Raw genomic sequence first — 13,293 nt, forward strand, 5'->3', positions numbered from 1 at the left:
AGCGGCCACACTCGATGCATGGCCGAGTGGGTGCTGCACGTCGACATGGATCAGTTCATCGCCGCGGTCGAGGTGCGGCGTCGGCCGGAGCTGGCCGGGCGGCCGATCATCGTCGGGGGCCGCGGTGATCCGACCGAGCGGGCGGTCGTCTCGACGGCGTCGTACGAGGCGCGTGCGTTCGGCATCGGGTCGGGGATGCCACTGAAGATCGCGGCGCGCAAGGCACCGGAGGACGCGGTGTTCCTGTCGGTGGATCACGCGGAGTACGAGCGGGCCTCCGAGGAGGTGATGACGGCGTTGCGGACCCTGCCGGACGTGGTGCTGGAGGTGCTCGGATGGGACGAGTGCTTCCTCGGCGTCGCGACCGACGATCCGGAGAGCGTCGCGCGGGCCGCGCAGCGGGCGGTGGCGGAGGCCACGGGCCTGCGCTGCTCTGTCGGCGTGGGCGACAATAAGGTGCGCGCGAAGATCGCGACGGAGTTCGGCAAGCCGCACGGCGTCTTCCGGCTGACCGCCGACAACTGGTTCGCTGTGATGGGCGACCGGCCCACCCGCGATCTCTGGGGCGTGGGGCCGAAGGTGCAGAAGCGGCTCGCGGCTCACGGCATCGCCACGGTGCGCGAACTCGCGGCGGCCGACGAGGAGACCCTCGTCGCGGAGTTCGGCCCCAAGATGGGGCGGTGGTATCTCGGCCTGGGCTCCGGGCTGGGGCCGCGGATCGTCGACGACACTCCGTGGGTGGCACGGAGCCACAGCCGGGAGACCACGTATCAGCAGAACCTCACGACACCTGAGGCGGTGCAGGACGCGCTGCGGGAGCTCGCGGGACACGCGTTCGACGACTGCGCCGCCGAGGGGCGCCCGGTCATGCGGGTGCATCTCAAGGTGCGGTACGCCCCGTTCGAGACGAGGACCTTCGGCCGGAAGCTCCCGGCTCCCACGGCGGATCGAGAGGACGTGGTCGCGATGGCGCTCGCGCTCGGTGAGACCCTCGACCCCGCCCGGGAAGTGCGTCTGCTCGGCGTCCGTGCCGAGATGACGATGCCCGACGAGCCGGACGGTGTCGAACGCACCCCCGTGCGCGGTCGCATCTGACTCAGTCGCGGATGGTCGCGGCGATCGCGCTCACCTCGATGAGGGCTCCGGGCACGCCCAGGCCCGCCACCCGGGCGGCGGTGACCAGCGGCGGGGCGCCGTCCCTGGCGAGGGTGGCGGCCACGGCGCCGTACGCCGCGCGCAGATCGGCATCCTGATCGATGAGGATGGTCCAGCTCACGACGTCGTCGAGCGTCGCCCCCGCCGACTCCAGCGCGACCCGGGCGTTGTCGAGAGCGCGAAGCGCCTGCGCCCCCACGTCCGGGGAGACGACGGCGCCGGAGGCGTCGACGCCGTTCTGCCCTCCGATGTAGACGGTGGTCGCCCCGGGAGGGATGACGGCGGCATGGCTGAAGGCGGGGCTGCGGACGAGGCCGTCCGGCTGCAGGAAGGTGATGTCCATGCGCAGATCATGCCCGAGGGCACCGACATCGCGCACCCCGTTCTCACACGGCGTCGGACGGCACGAGGGGTGGCGGGGCCGGGACGCTGGTGACCGTGCCGGTCGTGCCGAGAGCGCCGAGGGCGTCGAAGACGGCGACCACGACCGCGGCGCTGACGAGGGCGCCGTGCAGCGGGTGGTGCCAGAACTGCAGGCGGGCGATCAGCCGGTCTCCGCTCACGCCGACCACGAGCGCCCGCACGCCCTCGTGCCGGTGCACGCCCTCCGCCGTCCGCGCGGCGTCGACGAGCGGTGCGAGCACGCCGTCGATCCCGGTCGTCCCGTCCCGTCGCACCCTGACCTCCACCTCGCTGCGCCGGGCTCCGCGGGTGGAGTCGTTGACCACGGGGTCGGAGAGCAGCCGCGCGTTGGGGATGTGCAGGGTGCGCCCGTCGACCGTGTGCAGGATCACCGCGCGGGCGTTGAGCTCGGTCACCGTCCCCGCGATCACGGAGTCCAGCGCCTCCACGACGATCTCGTCTCCGATGCGGACCGTCTGCCGTGCCTGCAGCAGCACGCCGGCCGCGAAGTTGTCGGCGACACCGCGGAGGACGAGGATCGCGACGACGCCGAGGATGACGACGATCGCGAGCAGCGGCTGCACGTTGGCGCCGAGCATCGCGAGCGCGATGCCGAAGCCCAGCAGGAGGATGGCGTAGCCGACGAACTGCGCGATGGCCGTCCCGACGGCGGCGGAGATCCCGGGTGCACGCCGGAGCAGGGCGGTGGTGCCCCGGCGCGCGAACCGCGAGATGATCCAGGTCGCGAGGGCGACGAGCAGGGCGAGCAGCAGCTGCCACCAGTCGATGTCGGTGGGCAGGAGATCCTGCAGGTCCATGCCGCGGGCTCCTCGCGATGGTGCGGTCCGGGCTGCGCCTTACTGCAGCGCCTTCGCCTTGATGAGGGAGTACTCGTCCGGCGTGATGGTTCCGGCGTCCAGGAGCGCCTTCGCCTTCGCGATCTCCTCGCTCGGACTGCTGCCGGCGACCTGCTGGATGTAGGCGTTCGCCGCCTCCTGCGCCCGACGCGCCTCGGTGCTGCTGCGTTCGGCCATGCCGTTGCCGCGGGCGATGAGGTAGACGAGGGCGGTGAGGAACGGCACGAAGATCAGGAAGAAGATCCACACGGCCTTCCACCAGCCGCTCAGCTTGTGATCGCGGAACAGGTCTCCGATGATCGCGAACAGAGCGAAGAGGTATGCGGTGAAGGCGAAGATCCACAGGAACCACCAGATGATGTCCCAGAACGATGCCCAAAATCCCATGACTGCTCCTTTCTCGGTGCCGCCGTCTCCGGGGGCACGCTCGGACCATACCGGCGGGCGCGGTCGCTGCGCACCGCTTCCGTCGGGAGTTCACCCGGGTGACTCACGGCCCGTCCGGAGTCCCCGGCGGGCCGCTGCGGGAGCGTCGGCAGTACGCTTCCCTCGACGGCGGAGGGAGCCCCCATGAGCGCAGCGCGCAGACCGTCCTGGCTGCTGAGCACGCTGGACGGGTACCAGCGCCGCTGGATCGTGCGCGACGTGCTCGCCGGCCTCTCCGCGGGCGCCGTCGTGGTGCCGCAGGCCATGGCGTATGCGACGATCGCCGATCTCCCGGTGCAGGTCGGCCTCTACACCTGCATCGTGCCGATGCTCGTCTACGCCCTTCTGGGCGGCAGCCGGGCGATGAGCGTCTCGACGACGTCGACCATCGCCACCCTCACGGCGACCACGCTGGTCTCGGCGGGGGTCGCCGCGGGCGCGGACGACGCCATCGGGGCGCTCATGATGCTCACCCTCCTGGTGGGGGTGGTGCTGCTGCTCGCCCGGGCGTGCCGCCTGGGCTCGCTCGTCGAGAACATCAGCGGGGCCACTGTTCTCGGGTTGAAGATCGGGGTCGGGGCGACGGTCGCCGTGGGGCAGCTCCCGAAGCTCCTGGGGGAGTCCTTCGACTTCTCCGGCCACGGCTTCCTCCGCTCTCTGGTCGCCGTGGGGGAGGCGCTCGGCAGCGTCAACATCCCCACGCTGCTCCTCTCGATCGGCTCCATCGCCACCCTTCTGCTCCTCAAGCGCTTCGCCCCTCGGGTGCCGGGCACCCTCGTCGTCGTCGCGGCCGGCATGCTGCTCGTCGGGGTCGGCGGGATCGATGATCTCGGGGTCGACCTCATCGCCCCGGTGACCGGCGGCCTGCCGGTTCCCGGGATCCCGGACCTGTCCGCGGCCGCGGCTCTCGTGCCGGGAGCGCTCGCCATCGCCGTCATGGCGTTCCTCGAGTCCGCCGCCGTCGCGCGCAGCCTCCGTCAGGCGACGGAGCCGCAGATCGACAGCGACCAGGAGCTCTTCGCCACCGGCGCGGCGAACACGGTCGGCGCGTTCTTCTCGGCCATGCCCGCGGCGGGGGGATTCTCGCAGAGCGCCGTGAACCAGGGGGCCGGAGCCCGCTCCCAGCTGGCGACGCTGACCACGGTCGCGCTCGCCGTGGCGGTCGCGCTCTTCCTCGCCCCGGTGCTCAGCCTGCTGCCCGAGGCCACGCTCGCGGCGATGGTCTTCACGGCGGTGGCCGGACTCGTCAACATCCCGGAACTCGTGCGGTGGGCGCACATCAGCCGGATCGACTTCTGGGTCGCGACGGCCGTGGCGGCGATCGGGCTCACCGCGGGACTCCTCCCCGCTGTCGCCGTCGGGGTGGTGGTGACCCTCGTGCTCGTCCTCCGGGAGCTCAACATCCCTCGGATCCGGGTGGTGGGCAGGAGGGGGAGCGCCCTCGGGGTGGAGCCGGAGCGGGGCCTGTACACGGCGAACGCGCTCGCCAACCAGCGGCTCATCGTCCAGACCGTCTCGGCTCAGGCCGAGCCGGTCCGGACGCTCGTCCTCGGGCTGCCGCAGCAGGTGGTGATGTCCATCACCGTGCTCGACACCCTCGAGGCGCTCGACCGGGAGCTGTCCCAACTCGGCGTGCTGCTCCACCTCGCGGCGGTGCCGGAGGCGGCGGCGGCCGTCGCGGCGCGGACGCCGTGGTACTCCGGGCTGGTGGAAGCCGGCCGGGTGCACCCCACCGTCGACATCGGGCTCCGGGCCGCTGCGGATCGGGAGGGGAGCGGAGGCGTTCACCCGGGTGAAGTGGCCGACGAGCGGTGACGTGCGGTCATCGCCTGCCTAGGCTGACGGCACGGAGGATCCGAGGGGCGATCGAGAACGGGGAGCGCATGCCCGACCGCAGCCGGAGCCGGAGAGCGAGACGGTGATGGCGGCGCGCGGGGGACTGACCTGGCGGTGGTCGCGGTTCGGTCTCGGCCTCCTGTACGCCGTGCCTTCGATGGCGGTCGCCCCGTTCGATCCTGCCGTCGCCCTGGCCCTCAGCATCGGCGTCCTTCCCGCGGCCGCCATGGGACTGCCGGCGCGGCGGCGGGCCCGGTCGGCGATCCCGGTGCTCGGGACGCTGGTCGCGCTGGGGCTCCTGCTCGGCGCGACCCTCGCGCTCGCACCGGTCCTCGCCGTGCCCGCCCTCGCGGTGCTGGCGGTGCTGGCCAGCATGCTCGCCGCCCGCGAGCGTGCAGGCCCGCTCGCGCTGACCCTGGTCCTGCCCATGGTCGGGCTCGGGTTGAGCTTCCCTCTCTCGGCGACGACCATCCTCCTGGCGGGCGCGATCGTCGCGGGTTCGGTGTACGCGTGGCTCATCGCCCTGCTGTGGCCGGAGCACGGGGCGGGCGCGCGGGTCCCGGCCGCCATGCCCAAGGGACGAGCTCTGCTGGTCTACGGCGTCCTGCTGGGTGCGGCCGCGGGGACGGCCGCCGCGATCGGCTTCGCGACCGGGGTCGAGCACGTGGGCTGGGCGACCGGCGCCGTGCTGCTCGTGATGCGTCCGGTGCGCGGGCAGCTCGTCCTGCGCAGCGTCGGTCGGGCGGCATCGGTGCTCATCGGGGCCCTGGCGGCCGCCGGTTTCGCCCTGCTCTCTCCGAGCGGCGTGGTGGTCGCACTCGCGATCGGTGTCGTGGTGGGCGGCCTCGGCGCGGTCCAGGAGAGTCGGTGGTACGTCGCGCCGGCCTTCACGACCTTCCTCGTGCTCTCCCTGCTGCTGTCGACGTCGGACGAATCGCCGACGTCGCGGTTCCTGGAGCGGACCCTCGAGACGCTGCTCGGTGTGGCTCTCGCCCTGTTCTTCGGCGCCCTCGTGCCGGCGCTTCTCGCGATGCGGCGGCCGTCGCGGGCGGACGTCTCCGAGTGAGCCCCTCTTGCGGGACCGCTCCCACCTTGCAATAGACTGCCCGCGAGGGGGAGCAAGATCGAAATCGGGGGGTTTCGAGTGCTGCACAGTGCAAGAACGGCGGGAACGAGCGAGAGCCCGGGACCCGCAGCGGTGAAGGGCGAGGTCCGTCGAGAGCGCCTGCTCTCGCGGTTGACGGCCGCGATGGACGGGCCGTGGACGCTCACGCTCGTGAGCGCGCCGGCGGGATCCGGCAAGACGAGGCTGCTGTCGCAGTGGGCGCAGGGTCTGCGTGCCGATCCCGGCATCGACCTCGTGTGGGTGTCCCTGGAACGCGGCGAAGCGGACCTGCCGCTCCTGCGTGCCGCCCTCGAGAGGATCGACGATCCCGGACTCCAGGACGCGCTCGCGGCCGTGCCCGCCGTGCGCTCCGCGACGACGGCGCGTGCGTTCGCCAGGGCCCTCCGAGAGGCGAGGAACCGGATCGTCCTCATCGTCGACGACGTGCACCGCGTCGAGGACGAGCACACCGCCCAACTGATCTCGACGTTCGTGCAGAGCGCTCCCGGCACGGTGCACGTGGTGCTCTCCGGACGCGGGACGCGCGCGATCCCGCTGGCACGACGCCGCATCGCCGGCGTGGCCCTCGAACTCGACGCCCGTGCGCTCGCCTTCACCCCGGCCGAGATCCGCGCCTTCTTCGGCGCGCGAGGTCTCCGGCTCTCTCAGGGCGAGGTCAGCACCGTGCTCGCCCGTACCGAGGGGTGGGCGACCGGGCTGCAGCTCATGATGCTCGACGCCGCCGGGGCGCAGACCGTCCTCGGGCCCACGCTGCGCGGGGACGCCCCCGAGGTCGCGGACTACTTCGTCGAGGAGGTGCTCGCCGACCTCGACGGCGAACTGCGCTCCTTCCTCGAGGCGACCGCGGTCGTGGACCGCTTCACTCCCGAGCTCGCCGCCGTGCTCTCCGGGGCCGATTCCGTGACCGCCATGATCGACCGGCTGCTCCGCCTCAACGTGCTCGTGGGCCCGGACGCCGAGGATCTGTCCCGCTACCACTATCCGCCGCTGCTGCGGGAGTTCCTCCTCGGCCGGCTGCGGGAAGGCGGTGCCGGCCGCGAGGAGCGGCTCCACCGGCGGGCCGCCGACTGGTTCGCGCAGCAGGGGCAGCCCCTCCGCGCGCTGCAGCACGCCGTCCGTGGCGGGGAGACGGCCTGCACGGCCGGCGTCCTGCGGCGCTGCGGGATGCAGCTCGTGCTGGACGGCCGGGCGGACACGGTGCGGCGGATGATGGCGGAGCTGCCGACCGCCCTGCGCGCCGTGCCCACCGTCCGGATGCTCGTCGCCGCGGCGGAGCTGTCCTGCGGAGATCCGTCGGCCGCCGTGATCGTGCCGCCCGTGGGCGCGGGGGAGTCCGACGCCGACCGGCGCTGGCGCCGCGGGATCGAGATGCACACCGCGCTGCGGCGGGGCGGGATCGCCGAGACCCTCGACGGCGCCGGAGCCGAACTCCGCGATCTCAGCGGAGAGGAGCAGCTCGACACCTATGCCCTCCTGGAGACCGCGACGGCGGAGCTCTATGTGGGACGACTCGATCAGGCGGAGGCGACAGCGCGCCGTGCCGGTGACCTCGCCCGAGCGATCGGTGCCCGCGCGGCGGAGCTGCAGGCGGAGGCGGTCCTCGCCACCAGCGTGCTGTTCCGCGGCCGGCTCCGTGACGCGATCGAGGCGGGAGCCGCCCTGGAGCGCCGCTGGCACGAGTTCGGCGAGCCGGACAGCCCGTTCTTCGAGGTGACCAGGGTGTGGCGTTTCTGGGGCCCCTACGAGGGCATGCAGATCCTGGAGGAGGCCGAGACCCTGGAGTCCTCGGCGCAGGTGATCGCCGCGGGCGGAGAGACCGCGATCGCGCGGGGCCTGGAGGGGATGCGCGCGCTGCTCGGCGCGGAGCAGGGCGGCGATCCCCACGACGCGGCCGTGCGGCTCCTCGACACCCTGACTCCCCGTGACGATCTGCCGCTTCCGCCGCACTGGTACGCCATGATGGGGCCCTTCGCGGTGCACGCCTTCGACCGGTTGGGGGAGCCGACGCTCCGCGACCGGTTCATCGCCGATATCGAGGATGCGCTGGGGGACACGGGAGACGTGTTCGTGCTCCGGGCCATCGCCGCCGTGCACGACCGCCGTGACGGCATCGCGCGTGGCGCGCTGGCGCCGGTGCTGGAGGGCGCCATCCCGTGTCTGCTCCCGGCGTCGATGATCGACGCGTGGCTGGTCGAGGCCGAGCTCGACGTGCACGACGGGGAGCCGGACCGGGCGCAGCTCGCGCTCGCCACCGCGCTCGCCCTCGCGGAGCCGGAGGACCACGTGCGCCGCGTCGCCGAGGCCGGCCCGATCGTGTCGCGGCTGCTCGCCGCACGGGCGACGGCGGGCGCGCGCACGCACTTCGCCGATCGGGTGCGCGAGCGGCTGTCCGCCGCCGGAGTCCTCGTCGAAGAGGAGCTGACGCAGCGGGAGCGCATCGTGCTGAGCGCGCTGAGCCGGAATGCGACGCTGCGGCAGATCGCGCAGCAGGAGTACATCTCGCCGAACACGGTGAAGACGCACGTGCGGAACATCTACCGCAAGCTCGGCGTCTCGGATCGGGACGGCGTGACGGCGGCCGCCCAGGCCCTCGGACTGCTCTGAGGGCCCGGGCGGCCGCGGGGTCGTCAGTCGCGGGCCATCGCGGCCGCCAGGTGCGCCTCCAGGTCGAGATAGGCGTCGTCGGCGATGTCGAACACGACCTGTGCGATGTGGCCGCCGCGGAAGTCGAACCCGTAGCCGTACAGGGACGACACCGGGTCGGCGCTGTCCCGCCCGATCGTCAGGCCCTCGCCGCAGAGCGAGAAGTGACCGAGGACCGTGCGGATCTGCTTCTCGTCGACCTTCTCCTCGTCGATGTAGAGCCGCGCGGGTCCGACGCCCTCCCGGTACTCGCCCATGCCCTCCTTGACGAACTCAACCCCGATGATGTGCTTCCCGGAGGTCGGGGCGGGTCCCGAGATGCGGTCCTCCGGCGGGATCCCGAGGAAGTTGTAGACGTAGTGCACCTGGCCGTCCTTGACCACCAGGGCGTGTCCGCCGAACCGGGAGCCGTGCGCGAAGATGACGCCCTCGGTCTCCGGAGTGAACTCGACCTCCGCGGCGATCTTGAAGGAGACGCCGTGGGTGTTCGCCGCCGACCGCTCCGGCACCTCGCTGGTGCCCGGGTAGTAGACGAACCGGCCGGACGGCGGCGCGGGCTGATGGAACTCCATCGCGACGAACGTCTCGAAGTCCTTCGGATTGCCGATGACCTGGAGATCGTTCAGCGGGAGCACCGCGTTCGCCTTCGCCTCCTGCATCCAGAGGGCCTTGAGCTCCTCCAGCTTGTCCGGATGCTCGGCGGCGAGGTTCACGGCCTCGGCGCGATCCACGTCCGTGTGGTACAGCTCCCACTCGTCCTCGTCGAAGTGGCCCTTGCCGCTGACGGGACCGTGCACCGTGACCGCCTTCCAGCCGTCGTGCCAGATGCCGCGCTGTCCGAACATCTCGTAGTACTGCGTCTCCTTCGCCGTCGGCGCCTCCGGCGCCGCATCGAACGAGTACGCCATCGAGACGCCGGAGAGCGGCGTCTGCTCGATGCCGTTGTAGACCTCCGGGAACTCGACGCCGCAGGCCTCGAGGATCGTCGGCACGATGTCGGTGGAGTGGTGGTACTGATGACGCACCTCGCCGCGGGCCTTGATGCCGGCGGGCCAGTGGATCACCAGCGGGTCGCACACGCCGCCCTGGTACGTGTAGCGCTTGAACATCTTGTAGGGCGTGGAGAAGGCCGCCGCCCATCCGGTCGGGTAGTGGTTGTAGGTGTCGCGGGAGCCCAGCTTGTCGACGAGGCGGAGGTTCTCGGCCTCGTCGTCCGGGTACCCGCCGAAGATCTTGCCCTCGTTGACGGAGCCGTTCGGGCTGCCCTCGCCGGACGCGCCGTTGTCGGCGCAGTAGATGATGAGGGTGTTGTCGAGCTGCCCCGACTCCTCCAGGTAGTCCACGATGCGGCCGACCTGGGCGTCCGTGTACTCGCTGAAGCCGGCGTAGACCTCCGCCATGCGCGAGAACATCGCCTTCTCCTCGTCGTTCAGCGAGTCCCAGGGACGCACCTCATCGGTCTGCGAGAAGGTCCCCTCCGGCATCGGGTTGAGCGCGGTGAGCTCAGTGCCCTCCGGGACGATGCCCTTCTCGATCATCCGGGCGAGGACCCACTCGCGGTAGGCCTCGTAGCCGTCGTCGAACACGCCCTTGTACTTGTCGATGTACTCCTGCGGCGCGTGGTGCGGCGCGTGGTTCGCACCGGGGCAGAACCACAGGTACCAGGGCTTGTCCGGCTCGGTCTGCTTCACGTCGCGGATCATCGACAGCGCGCGATCGGCGAGGTCCTTCGAGAGGTGGTAGCCGTCCTCGGGGAGGTAGGGCTGGTCGATGTAGTGGTTGTCCTCGGCGAGGGACGGATACCAGTTGTTCGTCTCGCCGCCGATGAAGCCGTAGAAGCGGTCGTACCCCTGCGCCAGCGGCCAGTGCTTCTTGGACGCGCCGGCCGTCCACTCGTCGATCGGGACGTTGTGGTTCTTGCCCACCCAGAACGTCGACCAGCCGGCGTCGCGGAGGACGTGGGCCATCGTGGTGTTCGAGTCGGGGATGTGGGAGTTGTAGCCGGGGAAGCCGGTCGACGACTCCGAGATCGTCGCGAAGCCGTTGAGGTGGTGGTTGCGTCCGGTGAGGAACGTCGAGCGGGTGGGGGAGCACAGCGCCGTCGTGTGCCACTGCGAGTACGTCAGACCGTTCTGCGCCAGGCGATCCATGGTCGGCATGTTGATGCGTCCGCCGTACGGGGACCAGGCGGCCATGCCGGTGTCGTCATAGAGGACGACCAGCACGTTGGGTGCTCCCTCGCGGGGCTTCGCCGGGAGGAACGCCTCCCAGTCGGCCTCCGAATCGCGGACGTCGAGTTCGATTCTGCCCTGGAAGTCACGGGCCATGTCCATCTCCTTCATCTCTGCCGAACCGCCTTTCCCCGCACAGTACTGCCGGGTCAGGGCTGGGGTCACGGGTCCCGCGGTGCGTTCATCCGGGTGATCTCGATGGTGCGGCGGCGGCGCGCTCAGAAGCTGCCGATGCCCTTGCCGATCAGGGACACGCCGATCACGAGCAGCAGCACGGCCATGATGACCGCGTTCTCGGAGGCGAGCCATCCGCGCAGGGCGTCGAGCGGGGCGCGCAACCGTGCGGCGGCGACGAGGTAGCCGATGACGGGCACGAGCACGGTCGACGCCCCGATCAGGGTGAAGACGGCGATCACGAGGATCGTGGACCCCCCGTCGAGCGCCGCGCCCCCAATGTCGACCCCGGCTCCGGCGGCCAGGAGCAGGTTCTTCGGATTCACCGCCGACAGCAGGAACCCCAGTCCGAGCGCCGTGCCGAACGACATCGTGTCGATCGCCTTCATCCATGACGGCAGGGCCGCGGGTTGCCCCGCCTTCGGGCGCTTGCGCCACTGACCGACCGCCAGCACCAGCAGCAGGAGTCCGAGGACGAGCTGGATGACGCCGCGGATCGGGCGGGAGGCATCCGGATCCTCCTCGGGGAGCACCGCCGAGAGCACGGTGAAGAGGCCGACCGCCACGACGATGCCCGCGATCCAGCCGAGCAGGAATCCGACGCTCGTGACCCGCGCCTTCGGGGACAGGAGCATGAGGATCGCGGCGATGATCGGCACGGGGCTGATCGCGACGCCCACGGCGAGGGGGAGGATCTCCCCGATGACGGCACCCATTCAGCTGCCCTTCCTGTTCGGAGCCGGCGAAGCGGCATCGGTCGGCGCGAGCTCGGTGATGGCGGCGCGGTTGGTCGCGTAGACCGGTTCCCGGTCGAGGATCCCCAGCGAGCGGAGGCGGCGGAGCGTGTTCGGCCGGACGCGGCTGAAGGCGAGGGAGATCGACTGCGTGTCGAGCCACTCCCGCAGCGCCTGGAAGGCCTCGGCGCCCGTGACGTCGACGTCCGTCACCGCCTCCATGTCGACGACGACGTGCTGGACGGCGGACGGGCCTGCGGCGCGGACCGCCTCCTTCACGGCGGCCGAGAACACGGCGCCGTTGGCGAAGAACAGGGGTGCCGCGAGCCGGACGACGATGACTCCCGGCGCGGTCGTCGTGCCGGCGGGAGCGTCCTCCAGGAGGGATTCGCCGGGGTCGCCGGAGGTCTCCAGCACGTCGATCGCCGGGTGCGAGGCGCGTTGCGCGAGGTTGACGAGGGCGAGCACGAACGCCACGAGGATTCCCGCGATCGAACCGACGAACAGGGTCGCGAGGAAGCAGACCGCACCGATGACGAACTCGAACCGGTCGAGGCGCCAGAGGCGGATGAAGTCGCGGATGCCGAGGAGCGGGATGATCGCGACGCCGACGATGGCGCCGATCGCCGGGGAGGGGATGTCGGCGAGCAGCGCGGTGCCGAAGAGCAGCAGCAGGAGCGTCCCGACGGCGAGCACGAGCGCCGGGAGCTGGGTGCGCGAGCCGGCCTGGTCCATCGCCGCGGTGCGCGACGTCGAGGATCCGACGGCGAAGCTGCCCTGCGCGCCGGCGGCGACGTTCGCGACGCCGAAGGCGAGCAGGTCGCGGTTGGCGTGGAACGGGTAGCGATGCTTCTCGGCGTAGGAGCGCGACACGAGCAGACCCTCCGCGGTGGTGACGAGGGTCAGGGCGATCGCGGAGGGGACGAGAGCGAGCCACAGCGACCAGTCGATGATCGGCCAGGTGAGCGCGGGAGGGCCGGCGGGGACCTCGCCGAGCACATCCACACCCCGTCCGTCGAGGCCGGTGAGGACGACCACGACGGTCGTCGCGACGAGCACGATCAGTGCCCAGGGAACGGCACGGAGGTAGCGCTGTCCGAGGAGCAGCACGGCGACGGAGACGGCGGCGAGCAGCACGGACCAGCCGTTGAGCGAGGGGAGGCCGGTCACCAACGCGACGACCTTGTCCACGAACTCGGCTCCGGAGTCGATCTTCACCCCGAGCATCTTCGCGATCTGGCTGATCATGATGTCCAGGGCCAGCCCGCCGACGAAGCCGACGAGGATCGGCTTGGAGAGGAAGTTCGCCAGGAATCCGAGCTTGAAGACGGCGAGCAGCACGAACATCCCGCCGCAGAGGATCGCCTGGGCGAGGGCCAGGGTGGCGTAGTCGGCGCTGCCGGCGACGGCCAGACCGCCGATGGAGGAGGCCACGAGGGCCGCGGCGGCGGCATCGGGGGAGGCGACCAGCTGGCGCGACGACACCACGAGCGCGTAGACGACGGTCGGGACGATCAGCGCGTACAGTCCGGCGGTCGCGGGGAGCCCGGCGATCTGCGCGTAGCCGATGTTGAGCGGGATGGCGATCGCCAGGAGGGTCACCCCCGCGGTGAGCTCGGTCACGAGGGTGCGTCGGGTCAGGCCCGCGAGCGGACGCGGCATGCGCTCTCCCTTCGTCGCCGGTGGTGTCCGGCTTCACGATGGCATCG

Annotated in this window: 10 protein-coding genes; 4 read left to right on the forward strand and 6 right to left on the reverse strand. The window is 71.4% G+C overall.

What is annotated here, in order from left to right:
* The first annotated feature begins 18 nt into the window (after positions 1–18).
* A complete protein-coding gene (locus ACFU8V_RS08555; protein ID WP_378870465.1) occupies positions 19–1,095 on the forward strand; it encodes a DNA polymerase IV in 1,077 nt (358 codons plus the stop codon).
* 1 nt (position 1,096) lies between these two features.
* On the opposite strand, the gene ACFU8V_RS08560 is transcribed toward ACFU8V_RS08555, so the two are convergent.
* Genes ACFU8V_RS08560 through ACFU8V_RS08570 form a run of 3 tightly spaced genes read right to left on the reverse strand, consistent with a single transcriptional unit; the run spans position 1,097 to position 2,801 of the window.
* Entirely contained in the window at positions 1,097–1,498 is a 402-nt protein-coding gene (locus ACFU8V_RS08560) for a RidA family protein (RefSeq protein ID WP_062635254.1), read from the reverse strand.
* A gap of 43 nt (positions 1,499–1,541) precedes the next feature.
* Complete coding sequence (locus ACFU8V_RS08565) at positions 1,542–2,375, reverse strand: mechanosensitive ion channel family protein (protein WP_085607225.1); 834 nt, start codon at positions 2,373–2,375, stop codon at positions 1,542–1,544.
* 39 nt (positions 2,376–2,414) lie between these two features.
* On the reverse strand, positions 2,415–2,801 hold the full coding sequence (locus ACFU8V_RS08570) for a PLDc N-terminal domain-containing protein (RefSeq protein ID WP_378870470.1): 387 nt from the start codon (positions 2,799–2,801) through the stop codon (positions 2,415–2,417).
* Between the two features lie 183 nt (positions 2,802–2,984).
* Here ACFU8V_RS08570 and ACFU8V_RS08575 point away from each other — a divergent pair, with 183 nt between their 5' ends.
* From ACFU8V_RS08575 to ACFU8V_RS08585, 3 genes are all read left to right on the forward strand, one after another.
* Positions 2,985–4,655 (forward strand): SulP family inorganic anion transporter, encoded by a 1,671-nt coding sequence (locus ACFU8V_RS08575; protein WP_366215942.1) that lies wholly within the window; start codon positions 2,985–2,987, stop codon positions 4,653–4,655.
* 106 nt (positions 4,656–4,761) lie between these two features.
* Positions 4,762–5,742: an FUSC family protein gene (locus ACFU8V_RS08580; protein ID WP_025103103.1), complete on the forward strand. Its 981-nt coding sequence runs from the start codon at positions 4,762–4,764 to the stop codon at positions 5,740–5,742.
* A 132-nt stretch (positions 5,743–5,874) separates the two neighbouring features.
* Positions 5,875–8,406 (forward strand): LuxR C-terminal-related transcriptional regulator, encoded by a 2,532-nt coding sequence (locus ACFU8V_RS08585; protein ID WP_378871845.1) that lies wholly within the window; start codon positions 5,875–5,877, stop codon positions 8,404–8,406.
* Between the two features lie 23 nt (positions 8,407–8,429).
* Here the strand turns inward: ACFU8V_RS08585 and ACFU8V_RS08590 are convergent, their stop codons facing one another.
* The 3 genes from ACFU8V_RS08590 to ACFU8V_RS08600 form a co-directional block, all read right to left on the reverse strand.
* Positions 8,430–10,772 (reverse strand): arylsulfatase, encoded by a 2,343-nt coding sequence (locus ACFU8V_RS08590; protein ID WP_378870475.1) that lies wholly within the window; start codon positions 10,770–10,772, stop codon positions 8,430–8,432.
* Positions 10,773–10,894: 122 nt separating this feature from the next.
* The gene (locus ACFU8V_RS08595) at positions 10,895–11,566 is read right to left on the reverse strand and encodes a GAP family protein (RefSeq protein WP_378870478.1); all 672 of its coding nucleotides are present in this window, start codon (positions 11,564–11,566) and stop codon (positions 10,895–10,897) included.
* Complete coding sequence (locus ACFU8V_RS08600) at positions 11,567–13,246, reverse strand: SulP family inorganic anion transporter (RefSeq protein ID WP_378870481.1); 1,680 nt, start codon at positions 13,244–13,246, stop codon at positions 11,567–11,569. It lies immediately after the preceding gene.
* Positions 13,247–13,293: the final 47 nt, after the last annotated feature.

Origin of the sequence: Microbacterium sp. NPDC057658, assembly GCF_042799975.1 — a bacterium.
GTDB lineage: Bacteria > Actinomycetota > Actinomycetes > Actinomycetales > Microbacteriaceae > Microbacterium.